General features: G+C 75.4%; 12 protein-coding genes. 2 read left to right on the forward strand and 10 right to left on the reverse strand.

Features of this window, described 5'->3' with window-relative positions:
* Nucleotides 1–24: 24 nt before the first annotated feature.
* The 5 genes from ACI79L_RS06995 to ACI79L_RS07015 all read right to left on the reverse strand — a co-directional run bounded on the left by ACI79L_RS06995 (nucleotide 25) and on the right by ACI79L_RS07015 (nucleotide 6,741).
* The gene (locus ACI79L_RS06995; RefSeq protein ID WP_456936074.1) at nucleotides 25–900 is read right to left on the reverse strand and encodes an ATP-binding cassette domain-containing protein; all 876 of its coding nucleotides are present in this window, start codon (nucleotides 898–900) and stop codon (nucleotides 25–27) included.
* On the reverse strand, nucleotides 897–2,747 hold the full coding sequence (locus tag ACI79L_RS07000) for a dipeptide/oligopeptide/nickel ABC transporter permease/ATP-binding protein (RefSeq protein ID WP_456936075.1): 1,851 nt from the start codon (nucleotides 2,745–2,747) through the stop codon (nucleotides 897–899). Before ACI79L_RS07000 ends, ACI79L_RS06995 begins: the two co-directional genes overlap by 4 nt.
* Nucleotides 2,744–3,685, reverse strand: a complete 942-nt coding sequence (locus tag ACI79L_RS07005) for an ABC transporter permease (RefSeq protein WP_456936076.1) — start codon at nucleotides 3,683–3,685, stop codon at nucleotides 2,744–2,746. Before ACI79L_RS07005 ends, ACI79L_RS07000 begins: the two co-directional genes overlap by 4 nt.
* 77 nt (nucleotides 3,686–3,762) lie before the next feature.
* Nucleotides 3,763–5,298 carry an ABC transporter substrate-binding protein gene (locus ACI79L_RS07010; RefSeq protein WP_456936077.1) on the reverse strand — a complete coding sequence of 512 codons (1,536 nt, stop codon included), beginning with the start codon at nucleotides 5,296–5,298 and terminating at the stop codon, nucleotides 3,763–3,765.
* A gap of 180 nt (nucleotides 5,299–5,478) precedes the next feature.
* On the reverse strand, nucleotides 5,479–6,741 hold the full coding sequence (locus ACI79L_RS07015; RefSeq protein ID WP_456936078.1) for an ROK family protein: 1,263 nt from the start codon (nucleotides 6,739–6,741) through the stop codon (nucleotides 5,479–5,481).
* 177 nt (nucleotides 6,742–6,918) lie between these two features.
* On the opposite strand from ACI79L_RS07015, the gene ACI79L_RS07020 reads away from it, so the two are divergent.
* Nucleotides 6,919–9,765, forward strand: a complete 2,847-nt coding sequence (locus ACI79L_RS07020; protein ID WP_456936079.1) for a family 78 glycoside hydrolase catalytic domain — start codon at nucleotides 6,919–6,921, stop codon at nucleotides 9,763–9,765.
* Here ACI79L_RS07020 and ACI79L_RS07025 read toward each other — a convergent pair.
* Complete coding sequence (locus ACI79L_RS07025) at nucleotides 9,744–10,412, reverse strand: TetR/AcrR family transcriptional regulator (protein WP_456936080.1); 669 nt, start codon at nucleotides 10,410–10,412, stop codon at nucleotides 9,744–9,746. The two genes, ACI79L_RS07020 and ACI79L_RS07025, sit on opposite strands and share 22 nt — an antisense overlap.
* A gap of 192 nt (nucleotides 10,413–10,604) precedes the next feature.
* Between ACI79L_RS07025 and ACI79L_RS07030 the strand changes: the two genes are divergently transcribed.
* Nucleotides 10,605–11,801, forward strand: coding sequence for an FAD-dependent oxidoreductase (locus tag ACI79L_RS07030; RefSeq protein ID WP_456936081.1), 1,197 nt, complete (start codon nucleotides 10,605–10,607; stop codon nucleotides 11,799–11,801).
* Between the two features lie 356 nt (nucleotides 11,802–12,157).
* On the opposite strand, the gene ACI79L_RS07035 is transcribed toward ACI79L_RS07030, so the two are convergent.
* The 4 genes from ACI79L_RS07035 to ACI79L_RS07050 form a co-directional block, all read right to left on the reverse strand.
* Nucleotides 12,158–13,204, reverse strand: coding sequence for a glycoside hydrolase family 6 protein (locus tag ACI79L_RS07035; RefSeq protein WP_456936082.1), 1,047 nt, complete (start codon nucleotides 13,202–13,204; stop codon nucleotides 12,158–12,160).
* Complete coding sequence (glxA, locus tag ACI79L_RS07040; protein WP_456936083.1) at nucleotides 13,201–15,156, reverse strand: radical copper oxidase GlxA; 1,956 nt, start codon at nucleotides 15,154–15,156, stop codon at nucleotides 13,201–13,203. Before glxA ends, ACI79L_RS07035 begins: the two co-directional genes overlap by 4 nt.
* Nucleotides 15,153–16,970 carry a glycosyltransferase family 2 protein gene (locus tag ACI79L_RS07045; protein ID WP_456936084.1) on the reverse strand — a complete coding sequence of 606 codons (1,818 nt, stop codon included), beginning with the start codon at nucleotides 16,968–16,970 and terminating at the stop codon, nucleotides 15,153–15,155. Before ACI79L_RS07045 ends, glxA begins: the two co-directional genes overlap by 4 nt.
* A 347-nt stretch (nucleotides 16,971–17,317) precedes the next feature.
* Nucleotides 17,318–17,455, reverse strand: a complete 138-nt coding sequence (locus ACI79L_RS07050; RefSeq protein ID WP_456936085.1) for a hypothetical protein — start codon at nucleotides 17,453–17,455, stop codon at nucleotides 17,318–17,320.
* Nucleotides 17,456–17,460: the final 5 nt, after the last annotated feature.

Genomic DNA, 17,460 nt, shown 5'->3' on the forward strand with positions numbered 1-17,460 from the left:
GGGTGTGGCGGGGGGTGCGGCCGGTCAGCCGGTGGCCGCTGCCTGCGCGGCGGCGAAGCGGTGCCGTTCGGCGCGGCGCTCGGCCTGCCGGGCGGGGTCGGGCACCGGCGCCGCCAGCAGCAGGCGCCGGGTGTAGGGGTGGTCGGGGGCCGTGGTCACCGCGGCGGCGTCGCCGGTCTCGACGAGCTCGCCCCGGTACATCACCGCGACGCGGTGGCTCATGTGCCGGACGACGGACAGGTCGTGGGTGACGAAGAGGTAGGCCACCCCGGTCCGCTCCTGGATCTCGATGAACAGGTCGAGGACGCGCGCCTGCGTGGACAGGTCCAGCGCGCTCACCGGCTCGTCGCAGACGACCAGCTTCGGGTCGCGGGTCAGGGCGCGGGCGATCGCGATCCGCTGCCGCTGGCCGCCGGAGAACTCGCGCGGCAGCCGGGACACCGCGTCGGCCGGCAGGTGCACCTGGTCGAGCAGGTCGCGCACCCGCCGCTGCGCGTCCGCCCGCGACGAGCCGGTGACCAGCAGCGGCTCGGTGAGGATGTCGCCGACGGTCATGGCGGGGTTCAGCGACGTGTACGGGTCCTGGAAGACCACCTGCACGTCGCGGCTGAGCGCCCGCCGCTCGCGCTTGCCCAGGCCGGAGACCACGCGGCCGCCGAGCCGGATCTCGCCCCCGGTGACCGGCGCGAGCCCGAGGATCGCCCGGCCGAGCGTGGTCTTGCCCGAGCCGGACTCCCCCACCAGGCCGAGGGTCTCGCCGGCGGCGATCTCCAGCGAGATGCCCTTGAGCACCCGCACCGGCGGCTGCCGCCAGCCCCTCACCGGGTAGTCGACGACGAGCCGGTCGACGGTCAGCAACGGCTCCGCGGGGACGGGCCCCAGGGGGGACACGGCGCTCATCGGGGGCCTCCGGCGGACGGCAGCGGCTGGGCCGCGATCTCCTCGGCCTGCAGGTCGGCCGCGGTCAGGGCGCCCCGGGCGGGGGTGTCCTCGAGCGTGGAGCCGAGCAGCATCCGCGTGTACTCGTGCTGCGGGGCGGCGAACAGCCGCTCCGCGGGCGCGGCCTCGACGACCCGGCCGTCGCGCATGACCGCGACCGTGTCGCAGACGTCGGCGACCACGCCGAAGTCGTGGGTGACCAGGACGACGCCCAGCCGCCGCTCGGCCTGCAGCTCCCGGATCAGGTCGAGCACCTCGGCCTGCACGGTGACGTCGAGGGCCGTCGTCGGCTCGTCGGCGATGAGCAGGTCGGGGTCGCAGGAGACGGCGCCGGCGACGAGGACCCGCTGCGCCATGCCCCCGGAGACCTGGTGCGGGTAGGAGGCGAACACCCGAGCCGGGTCGGGGATGCCCACCCGGTCGAGCAGCGCCAGCGCCCGGGTCCGCGCCTCGGCCTTCGAGATGCCGAGGTGGTGGCGCATCGGCTCGGTGAGCTGGGAGCCGATCGTGAACGACGGGTCGAGGTTGGACATCGGCTCCTGCGGGATGTAGCCGATGCGGCGGCCGCGCAGCCGGTTCATCGCCGACGGGGACAGCCCCCGGAGGTCGGTGCCGTCGAAGGTCATCCGCGCCGCCGAGGTGCGGGCCTGCGGCGGCAGGAGGCCCAGCACGGCGAAGGCGGTCTGCGACTTGCCCGACCCGGACTCCCCGACCAGGCCGAGGACCTCGCCGCGCCGGACGGTCAGCGACACCCCGTGCACGACCTCCCGCTCGGCGCCGTCCGGCGTGGGGTACGCGACCCGCAGGTCGTCGAGGACCAGCAGGGCGTCCGGCTCGTCGGCGAGCGGCTGCCGGTCACCGGCGGGGAGCACCGGGGACGGCGTCGTCGCGCGCCGGCGGCGGACCCGCGGGACCCGGCCGGAGACCCCGAGGGCGTCGCGCAGCGCGTTGCCCAGCAGGCTGAACGCGGTGACGGTCAGCACGATCGCCAGCCCCGGCCACAGCAGCAGCCGCGGCTCGGCGTAGATGTTCTGGAAGGCGTCGCTGAGCATGCCGCCCCAGCTGGCCTGGTTCGCCGAGCCGAGCCCGAGGAACTCCAGCCCGGCCTGGATGACGATCGCGATGCCGAGCAGCTGCGAGACCTGGATGACCGTCGGCGGGATCACCACCGGCAGCACGTGCCGGCGCATGATCCGCGGGTCGGAGAGCCCGGAGACCCGGGCCGCGTCGACGAACAGCTCCTCGCGGACGGCGATCACCGAGGAGCGGACCAGCCGGAAGACGCCCGGCGCGATGATCAGCCCGAACACCGCCATCGCCAGGTTCGTGCTGCGGCCGAACTGGGCCAGCACCACCAGCAGCACGATGATCGCCGGCAGCGCCATGAGCAGGTTCGCCACCCAGCCGGCCACCGCGTCGAACCGGCCGCGGTAGTAGCCGGCCAGCACGCCGGCCGGGAGGCCGAGCAGCACCGCGACCGCGACGACGATCAGCGAGCCGACGAGGCTGGTGCGCGCGCCGTACACCAGCTGCGCCCAGACGTCGCGGCCGACGCCGTCGGTGCCCAGCGGGTGGTCCCCGCCGAGCGGGGCGAGCGCCTCGGTGATCTTCGACGCCGTCGGGCTCTGCGACGTGAGCAGCGGGGCCAGGAGGGCCAGCACGGCGACGGCGACCAGCCAGGCGAGCGCGACGACGGCGACCGGGTTGCGCAGCAGCCGGCGGAACGCCCCGGCCCGGGCGGGCGCGGCGACGGCCCGGACATCGACGGCGTCGACCGGAGCGGGACCGGGGTCGGACAGGATGGTCATGCGATCCGCACCTTCGGGTTGAGCCAGCCCAGGGCGACGTCGACCAGCAGGTTGACGACCACCACGATCAGGACGGCGACGACGACGATCCCGAGCACGAGCGGCACGTCGCCCTGTCCGGCGGCGGCCGTCGCCCGCTCGCCGAGGCCGTTGAGGCCGAACACCTTCTCGATGACGACCGCGCCGCTGATGAGGGCGATGAACTGCAGGGACAGGACGGTGAGCGACGCCGGGGCGGCGTTGCGCAGCGCGTGCTTGAGCAGCACGCTGCGGGCCGGCAGGCCCCGGCTGCGCAGCGTCCGGACGTAGTCCTGCTGGAGGACGTCGATCATCGAGCCGCGGGTCTGCGTGGCCACGGTGGCGATCGCCCCGATGGCCAGAGCGACCGCCGGGAGGGTGATCGAGGCCAGCCACGCCCCCGGGTCCTCGGCCAGCGGCGTGTAGCCCAGGGCCGGCAGCAGGCCCAGCTGGACGGCGAAGACCAGCGAGAGCACCAGTCCGACGAGGAAGTTCGGCACGGCGAAGGCCACCGTGGAGATGCCCTGCAGCAGGCCGTCGAGCCAGCCGCCCCGCACCGCCGCGACGACGCCCAGCACGATGCTCACCACCGCGGTCAGGACCGTCGCGGCGACGACCAGCGACAGGGACACCGGCAGCGCGTCGGCGATCAGCCGGCCGACGGGCTGGTTGGTGAACCACGACGACCCGAGGTCCCCGCGCACCGCCCCGGTCAGCCAGTCCCAGTACCGCACGACCACCGGCCGGTCCAGCCCGAGCTCGGCGCGCTCGGCGGCGATCTGCTCCGGGCCGGCGGTCGGGCCGAGGATGCGGCGGGCCGGGTCGGCGCCGGTGAGGTTGGTCAGGAAGAAGGTCAGGGTCGCGATGACCCAGACCAGCGCGACGCCTGCGCCGATGCGGCGGAGGAGGAAGAGCAGCACGGTCGGCCTCCGGGAGGGGCGGGGTCGGGCTCGCCCGGTCCGGGCCCGCGGGGCGGCCCGCGGGCCCGGACCGGCGGTCAGCTGCCGGCCGGGGTGAAGCCCGACAGCGGCGGCACGCTCACGCCGGGCACCGGGGCGACCTCGACGTCGGTGGTGGTGACGTAGGCGCCCTCGGCCGCGAGCCAGGGCGCGAACCAGGCCTGGTCGACGAGGTGGGCGTTGAGCTCCTGCAGCGCCGCCGTCTGCTCGTCCCCGGACGTCGTCTGCGCCTGCTGGACCAGGCGGTCCACCTCGGGGTCGGCCGTCTTGAAGGGGTTGAACGGCGACTGCTGGGTCAGGGTGAGGGCGATCATCTCGAACGGCGACCCGGCGGTGAGGGTGAGGTAGTTGGCCGGCCACTGGCCGCCGATGATGCTGCCGATGAACTGGTCGCCGGTGATCGGCGCGTAGGTGACGTCGATGTCGATGGAGGCGAGCGCCTCGGTCATCGCCGCCTGCTCGTCCGGGAACACCGGGGAGGCGTCCGGCATCGTCAGGGTGAAGCCGTCGGCGTAGCCGGCCTCGGCCATGAGCTCCTCGGCCCGCTCGAGGTCGAAGGCGTAGGTGTCGTCGAGGGACTCGTCGTAGGCGTCCGAGCCCGGGGTGAAGACCTGGTCGGTCGGCGTCCCGAGGCCGCCCTTCACCACCTCGACGATCGACTCGCGGTCCATGGCGAGGTTGATGGCCCGGCGCACCCGGACGTCGGCCAGTTCCGGCGCGAGCGCGCCGCCGCGGTCCCAGAGGAAGACACCCTCGATGCCGCCGTTGGTGTAGGTGGTGACGCTCAGGCCGGCCTGCTCGGCGCCGGAGACGGTGTCGCTGGTGGGGGCGTAGAGCCCGCCGAGCTCCCCGGAGCGCAGGCCGTTGAGGCCGGCCGTCGCGTCGTCGAGGAAGCGGATCTCGAGGGAGTCGTAGGGGAAGCGGTCGGCGTCCCAGTAGTCCTCGTTGCGGGTGAAGACGTAGGTGCTGCCCGCGGTCGAGGCGTCCTGGTCGAACACGTAGGGGCCGGAGCCCACCGGTGCGGTGGCGGCGTCCGCGCTGCTCAGGGAGGCGGGGCTGGCCACGTAGCCGGAGCTGCGCGCCAGGCTCTGCACCAGCGACGGGTCCGGCCGGCTGAGCACGACGTCGGCGTGCGTGGCGTCGACGACCTCGACCGAGGCGACGGAGCCCAGCGCCGAGCCGGCCTCGCCCTGCTTGGTCCTCGCCGACTCGAGGTTGGCCTTGACCGCCTCGGCGTCGAACGGGGTCCCGTCGGTGAACGTGACGTCGTCGCGCAGGGTCAGGCTCAGCCGCGTGTTGGTCTCGTCGAAGGACCACTCGGTCACCAGGTTGGCGGCCGGCTCACCGTTCTCGTCGAGCCGCAGGAGCGTGTCGTAGACCGCCTGGTAGTAGTGGTCCTCCGGGCCGCTCTGCGCCATCTCACCGATGGCGAACGAGCTGGGCGGCGTGATCGTGGCCAGCGTCAGGGTGCTGTCGCCCCCGCCGGAGCCGGAGCCCGCGTCGGACGACCCGCCGCAGGCGGCGGTGAGGAGCAGGACGGACGCGGCCGTGGCCGCGACGAGGGACCTTCGCATGGGTTCTCCAGTGGGGGCGGGACCGGCGGTGGTCCCGGGCGGCGGTGCGCCGCAGTGGCAGAGGAGTCGGTGACACGGAGGCGGAGCGAGGCGGCGGTCCGGTCGGGTCCACCGAGGTGACCTGTGGGGCGGGTCACGCCCTGCCGCAGACTTTAGTGCCGCTGGCACATATGTCAACCCTCACATGGCGGCGGCGCGCTGCAGCGGCGCGGCGTGGCCGATCGGCGACCCGTTCTCCACCCACAGCCCCACCGACGCCGGGTCGAAGAGCTGCTCGACGGCGAGCAGGGCCGCGCCGGTGACGCCCTCGCGGAAGTCCAGGGACGCCGGCCGCACGGTGAGCCGCTGCCCGGCCAGCCGGGTGGCCCGGCGGCGCACCGTCTCCTCGAGCGTCCGGACGACCTGGTCCCCGACGCGCAGCACCCCGCCGCCGACGACCACCGTGCCGGGGTTCACGAAGTTGACGAGGTTGGCGACGGTGACGCCGATGACCCGGGCGCCGCGCTGCACCAGTTCGTCGGCCAGCGGGTCGCCGTCCCGGGCGGCCAGCCCGACGTCCTGGGCGGTCAGGTGCCCGCGCTCGGCCAGCCGCGCGGAGAGCACCGGGCTCTCGGCGGCGCGCGCGGTGGCCTGCCGGACCAGCCCCCACCCGCCGGTGACCGCCTCGAGGCAGCCGGTCTGCCCGCAGCGGCACAGCACCGACGGGTCGTCGGTGACCTGCACGTGCCCGATGTCGCCGGCCGCGCCGGTGTCCCCCCGGAACACCGCACCGCGGGAGACCAGCCCGGCCCCCACGCCCTCGTCGGCGAGGATGTACAGCAGGTCGCGCCCGTCGCGGGGCTCGCCGCGGTGCCACTCGCCGAGGGCCATGAGGTTCACGTCGTTGTCCACCCACACGGGCGCGTCGTAGCGCTCGCGGAGCCAGGACCGGACGCTGAAGCCGTCCCAGCCGGGCATGATCGGCGGGTCCACCAGCCGGCCGGTGCCGAAGTCGACCGGGCCCGCCACGCCGATGCCGAAGGCCCACGGCTCGGTGCGGGTGCGCCGGGCCAGCCGGGCGAAGAGCCCGTCGAGGACCCCGAGCGTCTCCTCGGGCCGGTTCGCCGCATCCCAGTCCTCGTGCAGCGAGCCCAGCAGCGTGCCGTCGAGCGTGGCGACCGCGGCCGTCATCTCCGTGGCCCCGACCATGCCGGCGAAGACGTGCCCCGCCTCGGACCGGAACCGGAGCAGGCGGGACGGGCGGCCACCCCCGGACGGCGCCAGGTCCCCGTCCTCGAGCAGCCCGACGTCGATCGCCTGTGCCACCCGCTGGGTGACGACCTTGCGGCCCAGGCCGGTCTCCTGCTCCAGGGCGGGCCGGGTCAGCGCCCGGCCGGTGCGCACGAGGTTGATCAGCCTCCCGTGGACGTAGGCGTCCTGGGGTGACGGGGACGAACTGCTCACGGGCGACCTCCTGGAGCCGTCACGCCGGAGGACATATGCTCCGACGGGACAAAACTACGCCGTGCCGGTGCCGCCCGGGAACCGCAGCGCCGGGGACATCCTCCCGGCCGGGAGGCCGGGACCGCCGGACCGCCGGACCACCGGCCCGGTCGGCCGGGCCGACACCCAGGGAGCCCCGTGACGACCTCCTCCGTGACCGACCTCCGCGCCGGCCGTCGCCGGGACGGCGCCCCGTGGACCGACTCGGCCACGCCCCTCCTGTCCTGGCGGACCGAGACGGCGGCCCCCGGCTGGGACCAGGCCGCGGCGTCGGTCACCGTCACGTGGGCCGACCGCGGCGGCGGCCGCGAGACCGTCGCGCTGGCCGGCCCGGACTGCGTCGGCGTCCCCTGGCCGTTCGCGCCGCTGCGCTCGCGCGAGCGGGTCGTGGTCGAGGTGGCCACCACCGGCACGGACGGGGTCCCCTCCGCACCGGCGCGGATCGACGTCGAGGCGCCGCTGCTCGACGACGCCGACTGGTCGGCGCGGTGGATCGCCCTGCCCGGCGCGGCCGAGGACACCCCGGGGCAGCTGCGGACGCGGTTCACGGCGGACGGCGCACCGGTCCGCGCCCGGCTGTACGTGACCGCGCTCGGCTCCTACGAGGTCGAGGTCAACGGCGTCCGGGTCGGCGACGAGGTGCTGGCACCGGGCTGGACGAGCTACCGCGACCGCGTGCTGGTGCAGGCCCACGACGTCACGGGCCTGCTGCACGCCGGCCCCAACGTGGTCGGCGCCTGGCTGGCCGGGGCCTGGTTCACCGAGCGGTACGGCTTCTTCGGCCGCGCCACCCGCGCCTACGGGGGGCCGGCGGCGTTCCTGGCCCAGCTCGAGCTCACGTACGCCGACGGGACCCGGCGGACGGTGGCCACCGGGCCCGGCTGGGAGGGCAGCACCGCCGGGCCGCTGCGCGCCAGCGGCATCTACGCGGGCGAGGAGTTCGACGCCACCCGGTCCGACCCGGCCTGGTCGACGGCGGACGGCGGGTCCACGGGCTGGGCGCCGGCCGCCGTCCGCGACCTCGACCCCGGGCTCCTCTCCCCCGCCGCCGCCGAGCCGGTGCGGCGCGTGGCCGAGGTGGCCCCGGCCGCGGTGCTCACCTCGCCGTCGGGGCGGACCGTCGTCGACTTCGGGCAGAACCTGGTGGGCCGGGTGCGCATCCGGGTCCGCGGCCCCCGCGGGCACACGGTGACGCTGCGGCACGCCGAGGTGCTCGAGGACGGCGAGCTCGCCACCCGGCAGCTGCGCTACGCCTGGTCGGTCGACCGCTACACGCTCGCCGGCGACGGCGAGGAGGTGTGGGAGCCGCGGTTCACCTTCCACGGCTTCCGCTACCTGCAGGTCGACGACTGGCCCGGCGCGTTCGACCCGGCGGGCGTGACCGCCGTCGTCTGCTCGTCGGACACGCGGCGCACCGGCCGGTTCGCCAGCTCCTCGCCGCTGCTCGACCGGCTGCACGAGAACGTCGTGTGGAGCACCCGCGGCAACTTCCTGTCCGTCCCCACCGACTGCCCGCAGCGCGACGAGCGGCTGGGCTGGACCGGCGACCTCCAGGTGTTCTCCGGCGCCGCGGCCACGCTGGTCGACTGCGACGCCTTCCTCGCGTCCTGGCTCGCCGACGTGGCACTCGAGCAGCGCCGCAACGGCGGCGTCGTGCCGATCATCGTGCCGACGGTGATGGCCGAGGACTCCGAGGGCGTCGTCGCCGTGTGGGGGGACGTGGCCACCGTCGTCCCCTGGACGCTGTACGAGCGCTTCGGCGACCGCGACCTGCTCGCCCGGCAGTACCCGAGCATGCGCGCCTGGGTGGCGGCCGAGCTCGCGCAGGCCGACCCGGACGGGCTGTGGACCCGCGGCTACCAGCTCGGCGACTGGCTCGACCCACGGGCACCCGCCGAGCGGCCGCGGGAGGGCCGCACGCACCCCTCGCTCGTGGCGTCGGCGTACCTGTACCGGTCCCTGGACCTGGTCGCCCGCGCCGCCGGCGTGCTGGGCCGGGACGACGACGCGCGGCGCTACGCCGGCCTGGCCGAGCGGACGCGGCGCGCGTTCCGCGACACCTGGGTCACCCCGCGCGGCCGCATGGTGTCCGAGGGGCCGACGACGTACGCGATGGCGCTGGTCTTCGGCCTCGTGACCGAGCCCGGCCTGCGCGCCGCGCTCGGCCGGCGGCTCGCGGAGGTCGTCCGGGAGGACGGGTACCGCATCGGCACCGGCTTCGTCGGCACCCCGCTGGTCATGGACGCGCTGTGCGCCACCGGGCAGCTGCACGCGGCCGGTCGCCTGCTGCTGCAGACCGAGGCGCCGTCGTGGCTGTACCCGGTCACGGTCGGCGCGACGACGGTGTGGGAGCGGTGGGACGCGCTGCTGCCCGACGGCTCGGTCAACGCGCACGAGATGACCTCGTTCAACCACTACGCCTTCGGCGCCGTCGTCGACTGGCTGCACCGCGGGCTGGCCGGCCTCGCCCCGGCAGCGCCGGGCTACCGGCGGATCCGGGTCGCGCCGACCGTCCTCGAGGGGCTCACCTCGGCGCGCAGCGAGCTCCTCACCCCCTACGGCCCCGCGTCGGCCGGCTGGGCGCTCGACGGCGACCGGGTCACCGTGACCGCCGTCGTCCCCCCGGGGGCGACCGCGGAGGTCGTCCTGCCCGACCGCTCCACCGACGGCGTGGGCTCGGGCAGCCACACGTGGGTGGTGCCGTGGTCGCCGCGCCGGCCGGAGACGGTGCTGGCCGGGCTGGACACCGACCTGGCCCACCTCGTCGACGACCCGGAGGCGCTGTCCCGGGTGCGCGAGACGCTGGCCGTGCACGACCCGGGCCGCGCCCGGGCGTTCGACGGCGGACTGCGCTACGAGGCCGGCTCGCCCCTGCGCACCGCCCTGCTGTTCGCCGCACCCGAGGCGCTGGCCGCGGTCGAGGCCGTCCTCGCGGAGCTCGGCGCGCGGCGGGCGGGCGCGGGTCAGGCGACGGCGAGCAGGTAGCGCACCGCCGTCTCCCCCAGGTCGGCGACGAAGGCGTCGTCGTCCACCGGCGCGGGGGTGGCGAAGCCCGGCCCGTAGGCGACCCGGATGACCGAGGTGGCGAAGACCGTGCCGAAGCAGGCACGGACGGCGGCCTCCGGGTCCTCGTGCCGGACGGCGTCGCGCACCCGCAGCACCACGCCGGCGAAGCCCTCCCCCAGCTCCCGGCTGTAGCGGGAGCCGCGCCGGCGGACCTCCGGGTGCGCCGCCGAGACGAGGACCACCGCGCGCAGGAAGGGGGCGTGGCGCAGCGAGATGCCCACCGTCTCGGCCACGGCCGCGCGCACCAGCTCGCCGGGCGGGAGGCCGGCCCAGCGCCCCTCCTCGGCGAACACCGCCTGCTCCCGCCGGAGCCGGGCGATGCCGTGCTCGTAGACCGCGAGGAAGAGCGCGTCCTTGGTGTCGACCCGGGCGTAGAGCGCCCGCGGTGCCACGCCGGCGCGCTCGCAGACCGCCGCGATGGTGAACGCGTCGTAGCCGCCGTCCTCGAGCAGCGCGACGCCGGCGTCGAGCACACGGCCCCAGGCCTCCCGGCTGCGCCGCTGCAGGGGCGGCCGCACCTCGAGCGAGCCCTCCGGAGCCTCGCCCCCGGCTGCAGCTGTGGTCACAGACCCATCCTCCCCGGGCGGCCCGGACCCGACCGGCCGCGGCGCTTGACACGGCGGTGAGCCGGGCCACATCCTCTCCCCACGACTAACCGTAGCGCACACTACGGTCTGAGTCCTCACCGCGAGGAGGGATCCGCGGTCCCCGACCGGACCGCGCCCGCCCCGCCCCGCCCGAGCCCCTGGAGACCCGGAATGACCACTCCCCCGCCCGGCCGCGTCGCCGTCCTCGGTGCCGGCCCGGCCGGCATGGCCGCCGCCCTGGGCGCCCTGAAGGCCGGCCACGACGTCGTCGTCCACGAGCGCTACCGGGAGGCCCGCCCGGCCGGGAACATCCTCAACCTGTGGCCGCCGCCGCTGAAGGCGCTGCGCTCGCTCGGCGTCGACACCGACGACCTCGGCGCACCCACCGACTCCGAGTTCCACAACCTGCGCGGGCACGTCCGGGTGCGGGTGCGGCTGGACGAGGACGTCAAGCGCGAGTACGGCGGGGGCTTCATCGGCCTGCTGCGTCCCGAGCTGTACGAGCGGATGCTCGCCGCCATCCCGCCCGGGGTGATCCGGTTCGGCTCGCAGGTCGAGCGCATCGAGCAGGACGACCGCGCGGTCACCCTGACCTTCGCCGACGGCAGCACCGCCGAGCACGACGTGCTGGTCGGCGCCGACGGCATCGACTCCCTCGTCCGCCGCACGCTGTGGGGCGACGCACCCAAGCGCGAGCACCGGCTGCACATCTTCGGCGGGTTCACCTTCGCCGAGGTCGCCGGCACCCGGCCGAACGCCTGCGTGCTCACCCACAGCCCGGTTACGCAGGGCAGCTGGACCTCGATCCGGCACCGGGGGCGCGACGGCCACCAGTGGTGGGTGCTCACCGCGACCGACCCCGACGCCCCGGTGCCGGCCGACCTCAAGGCGGCGGCGACCGAGCTCGCCGCGGGCTTCCCCGCCCCGCTGCCCGGTCTCGTCGCGGCCACCGCGGCCGGGGACGTGCAGCGCTGGGTGCTGCGGGACCGTCCCGCACTGCGCCAGTGGTCGAGGGGCCGGATCACCCTCGTCGGCGACGCGGCCCACCCCACCTCGCCGTACGCCGCCTACGGCGCGGGCATGTCCATCGAGGACGGCTGGTTCCTCGGCCGCGCGCTGACCGGCGTCGACCTCACCGACCCGGCCGCCGTCTCCCGCGCGCTGCAGGCCTACGAGGACCCGCGCAAGCCGCACACCGCGCGCCAGGTGCAGCAGGCGTACCTGCTCGGCAAGGTGTTCCACCACTGCCCCGCCCCGCTGCGGCCGATCCGCGACCTCGTCTTCGACCGCACGCCGTTCCTGCAGAAGGTCGCCGGCGACACCAACCCGCGCGAGATCACCAGGCAGCTCGCGCTCATGACCGACTGAGCAGCACCCGTCCCGGCATCCGGACGGTCCGGTCCCCCATCCCGGCGGGATGAGTCCGCCACGGCGAAGCGGCGGGACCGTGTCGGCCATGGACGACGCAGCAGTGCGTGTGACCCCTCGCAGGAGCGACTCCAGGATCACGGGGTGGCACCGGGACGCGGCACGCTTCCTCGCCGGCTGCATCGGCACCGGGGCCGTGCTGGGGGCCGCGGTGGCGGTCGCGCGAGGACCGCACGACTGAGCCCGGGGCGACCCCGCCGTTCACAGGCCGGCCGGCCCGTCGTCGTGCGGCCGCGTCCCGGCCCGCCCCTGGGGGTCGTCCCCGGCGGACGAGGCGCCGCCGACAGGCCGGGCGGCTACCCGGCCAGCAACCGGTCGGCGTACTCGGGGAACCACTGCCCGGCCGGCGGCTCACCCCGTCCGCACTCGCCGTCGGAGTCACCGGGCTGCTTGATCCACAGCAGCGCGTCGACCCGCTCGATGCCGCTGTCGGTCGTGGGCGGCTCCCCCAGCCGCATCCCCGAGGGGTTGCACCAGGCGGAGTGGTCGCCGTCGCCGCCGCCCGGCGGGGGGCCGGCGCCGTTGCGGCTGGTGTCGACGACGAAGTGCGCGCCGCCGACCCGGTCGGAGAGCTCCGTGCCGTACGCCGCCGTCGCCTCGGTGGTCTCGAAGTTGCTGGTGTTCAGCGCGAAGCCGTCGGCCTCCTCGATCCCGGAGGCGAGCAGCGCGTCGGCGAGGGCGTCCTGGTCGTCGATCCAGCTGGCGTTGCCCGCGTCGACGTAGACGGCGGTCTCCGGCTGGCGCCCGAGGATGCGCACGGCCTCGCGCAGCATGCTGTAGCGCTCGTCGGCGGACTGGGAGCCGGCGCACCCCTCCAGCGCGTGCGGGATGGCGTCGGGCTCGAGGACGACGACGGCGGGGGCGTCGCCGATGCCCGCCGCGAGCGAGCCCAGCCAGTCCAGGTACTCGTCGACGTCGGCGGCACCGCCGGAGCTGTACTGGCCGCAGTCCCGCTGGGGCAGGTTGTAGGCCACCAGCAGCGGCACCCGCTCGACCTCCTGGGCCGCGGCGGTGAGCTCCCGCGCCGTGCGGTAGGGGTCCACCCCGCCGGCGAGCCAGGTGCCCGTCGGCCGGTCGGCGATGCGCCGCAGCCGCTCCGCCGTGGCCTCGTCGCCCCGCTCGGAGGCGGCCGCGACCGCCTGCGCGGCGGTGCTCCCCGGGTTGGCGTAGAGGACGTTCCAGGCCAGGGGGTTGCCCTCGCCGCCGGGCTGGTCCAGCCCGGCGGAGCTGTCGGCGGGGGCGCCGGCGGGGGCCGGCGGGTCGCCCGCGCCGCAGCCGGCCAGCACGGCGACGGCGGCCAGCGCGGCCGCGACCCGGCTGCGCGTCGTCCGGTCCCGCCTCATCGGACGTGCACCCAGCGGGCCACCGACGGCACGCCGTCGGCGTCGACCAGGAAGAGCATGTACCAGCCCGCCGGGGTGAGCCCCTCGGCCGGGTCCAGCGACAGCTGCAGGTCGCACGCCGCCCCGTCGCCGGGACAGGCACCGGACACGTCCAGCGCGACCGACCGCTGCTCCACGTCGGTGACGTGCGTGACCGCCGACGGGCGCATCAGCCGGGCCGCGGTCACCGCACCGGTCGCCCGCACCGGGAAGGTCGCGCCCCGGTCGACCTCGGCCGGCGCCTCGGTGACCCGCGGGCGCTCGCCGCCGGTGTGCAGGTACGGCGGGGTGTAGATCTCCACCCGGGTCTCGAACGTCCCCGGGCGCGTGTTCTCCGCGTCGGCGTACAGCGGGTCCGAGCCGAGCGTGACCACCCGGCCGTCGGGCAGCAGGAGCGCCTCGGAGTGGTAGTTCCGGCCGACCTCGTTGGGCGCGGCGCCGGCCATGGTGTTGGTGCCGGCGTCGTAGAGGACCGGGGCGTGGGTGTCGCTGTGCCCGTTGCCGCGGTAGCCGGTGCTGCCGCCGGTGAGCAGCACCCGGTCGTCGGGCAGGACCACCGTGGAGACGTACCGCGCCGGTGCGGGCAGGTCCGGCGCCGGGGTCCAGTGGGCGTCGTGGGTGTCCGTGTCGATGACGTCGACCCGCGCGGTGCTTCCCTCGCCCTCCCCGACCGCGCCGCCGCCGGCGATGAGCACCTGCTGCTCCTGCGCGGGCGGGAGCAGCACCGACGACGACGTCTCGTTCATGTGCGGGTCGCGCAGCCCGGGCACCGGGTCGAAGGAGTTGTCCGTCAGGTCCCAGTAGCCGGGCGTGCGGCCCTCCGTGGCCGGGCCGTAGCCGGCGTTGGACGAGGTGTAGAACAGCCGGTCGTCGGCCAGCCGCAGCAGCGCGGGGTAGGTCGGGAAGTAGCGGAACAGCTCGGGCCGCTCGCGCCACTGCCCGGTGGCCCGGTCGAACACCTCGACCTCGCCGGCCGAGGGGCGGCCGTGCTCGTCGAGCCCGCTGACCGCCATGACGTCGCCGCCGGCCACCGGGACGAGCGTCGGGTACCAGCGGGAGTGGTTGAGGTCGCCCACCCGCTCGTAGCGCTCGGTGGTGACGTCGAAGACGTAGGAGTCGGGGATGCCGCGGTACTCCTGCTTGTCCAGCGTGATCGTGTCCGCGATCCCGTAGACGTCCTGGGCCTGCCGGCCGGGCAGCCCCTCGACGGCGAACTGCGCGCCGCCGCGGACGACGGGGTCCTCGCCCTCCTGCAGCGCCTCGACCCACACCGTCGTCTCCGACGCCATGTTCATCGGCTCGCCGTCCATCACGTGCTGGACGGCGGGGGTGACCAGCGCCTGCGCCGTGGCGCGGTAGCGCTGCCCGTCCTCCCCGACGAAGACGGTGCCCTCCTCGAGGGTCGCCGTCAGGGTCGGGTCCTCGTTCTTGACGGTCATGACCCCGGCGGCGTGCGTGACGTCGTCGGCGAGCACCTCGTACCGGCTGGTGCCGCCGGCGATCAGGACGTTGCCGTCGGGCAGCTGCGCGTGGCCGCCGCAGAAGAGGTCCTCCGGCGTCTCGACGTGCTCGTAGGTGTCCGCCGCCGGGTCCCACAGGACCGTCTCGAAGGTCCCGGCGTCGAAGGAGGCCCGGTCGTTGCCGGACCCGGCCACGATGAGGACCTTGCCGGTGCGCAGCAGGACGGCGTGGACGGCCCGCACGCGGAACTCCTCCGGCAGCTCGACGGTCTCCCACGAGCCGTACTGCGCCGTGTAGTCGGGCCGGCCCTGCTGGTAGCCGGTGACCAGGTCGTCCACGGCCGCCCCGGCCACCTGCGCGTTCACCGTGCCGACGGCCAGTGCCGCGGTCGTGACGATCGCGACGTTGCGTGCGCGCCGGCGCCGGGGCGCCCTCCCACCGAAGCCCTTCACCGCTGCTCTCCCCGGGTGCCTGTGGTGACCAGCTGCTGCTCGGCGGGCAGCGGTGGTGCGGGTGCGACGGTGTTGCCGCTGAAGCGGACGGTCCGCGGTGCGGTGGCGGGACGCGGCGCGGCGGCGGCCGGACGCGGCCGGCGGCGCTGCGCGGCCCAGATGAGGACGGGCAGGAGGCAGGTGAACAGCGCGAGCAGCGCCCAGCCGCGCATCGCCGGGTGGTCGTGGCCCAGCGGCACGGAGGCGAGCAGCGCCGCGGCCAGCACCCCGCCCCAGGCGAGGTTCTTGCGGAACGTCGCCAGCCGGTCCGGGTTGCTGTCGTCGCCCTTCGGCGTGACCGCGAAGGGCACGTTGCGTCCCCGGACGGCGTCGGCCAGGGCCGTGACGTACACGGGCGCGGAGAGCACCGACACGAACATGCCCGCCAGCCCCGAGGAGCCCTCCTCCTCGTGCGGCGACACGTTGTAGCGCCGGTTCCAGAAGTAGACGCCGACCTGCAGGGCGGCCGCGTTGACGTAGAGGACCGCCCAGAGGTTCGCCGCCACGACCACGCCGCCCACCCCGGTGACGAGGTACAGGCAGAGGTTGGCCGACCCGAGCACCCAGCTGACGGCCGCCGACGGGTAGTAGGACATCAGCAGTCCGTAGTGCAGGGCCCGCGCCGGGGACAGCCGGCGGACCCGCCGCCAGAACTGCCGCAGCAGCACCTCGTCGGTGCCCCGGGCCCACCGGTTCTGCTGGACGAAGTAGTCGCTCCAGCTCGTCGGGCCCTCGCCCACGGCGAGCACGTCGGGGGTGTAGACGCTCTTCCAGCGCCGTCCGGTGTCGGGGTTGCGCGAGGAGTGGAGGACCAGCGACGTCGCGGCGTCCTCGGTGATGCTGTCGGCCAGGCCTCCGACGTCGGCGAGGGCCGAGAGCCGCACCGCGTTGTTGGTGCCCACGAACATCGCCGAGGTGCTGCGGTTGCCCGCCCGCTGCAGGACCGCGTGGAACAGGTACTGCTGCGACTCCGCGGCGCGGGTCGTGAAGTTGTCGTAGTTGCCGTAGACCTGCGGGCCGACGACGAAGGCGACGTCCGGGTCGCGGAAGTAGCCCATGAGCCGCTCGGCGATGTTCGGCAGCGGCGCGTGGTCGGTGTCGACGCTGATCCAGAAGTCGTACTCCTCGCCGTGTCGGGCGAGCCACGCGTTGTAGTTGCCGTGCTTGGTCCGGCGCTTGTGCGTGCCGGACTCGGTGTTCCACGCGGCCACCCCGCGACGGCTGAAGTGCCGCACGCCCAGGCGGGCGCACATGGCCCGGATCCCGTCGTCGTCGCCCTCGTCGAGCAGCCACACGTCGAGCGGGCCGTCGTGCCGCACGCGCAGCGCGGCCCGCAGGGTGGTCTCCACCATCTCCACCGGCTCCTTGCCGGGGACGATCGTGGTGAGCAGCGCGAGCCGGGTGCCGGTCTCGGGCCGCACCGGGAGGGGGTCGTGCGCGTTCCAGGTGGCCAGCGCCAGCGTCACCACGTTGACCAGCCGCAGGACCTCGATGAGCCCGATGGTGACGACCATCGTGAGGCTCAGGTACCAGGTCCAGCCGCCGGTGTCGGCCGGCCAGTGCGCGGGCCGGAGCAGCCACACCAGGAACAGCAGCTCCAGGACGATGGCGGCCGCGCTGATGACCAGGGCGCGCCCGCGCCGGCGGTCGCGCCGCACCAGCCGCTCGAACTGCACGGTGTAGCCCTCACCGGCCTCCCCGAGGGGCCCGGCCAGCGTGCTGTAGGCGTCGTACGGGTACTGCGGCGGCGCGCTGGCGCCGTCTCGGATTGCCACCGATCACTCCCACCGGCTCACCTGTCACCGGCGGCCTCGCTGTGGTGCGCCCCGGGCCCGGTCGGGCCTCCGGCGCTGCACCACGTGGATCGGGAGGGGTCTCTCCCGCCGGAGCGACGGTACGGACCGATCCGCCCTCCGCGAGCGGCCTCCGCGGCTCCCGGACCGGAGCCGGGACGGCGCGGTCTCCCGGTGTGCCCGACCGCTGACGAGGTGTGACGCGGCGCCGCGGGAACGGCTGTCCGGCCCTCCCAAACACCGCTGCCGCATGGGCAGGAACACAGCCCCGGCCGACCCGACCGGCGTGTCGGCCCCCGCAGCGAGCGACGGCTCCGGGGCCGGGGCGGTCAGCCGCGGCCGCGCCGCCTCCGGACCGTTCGCCACACCACGTAGCGGACCAGCCAGACGAGGGCCACGGCACCGGTGACCAGCAGGCCGGCGATCACCAGCAGGCGGGCGCTCGGGGGCGGCTCGGGCAGGGCCATGGAAG

The sequence above is a fragment of the Geodermatophilus sp. SYSU D00684 genome, from assembly GCF_054050455.1.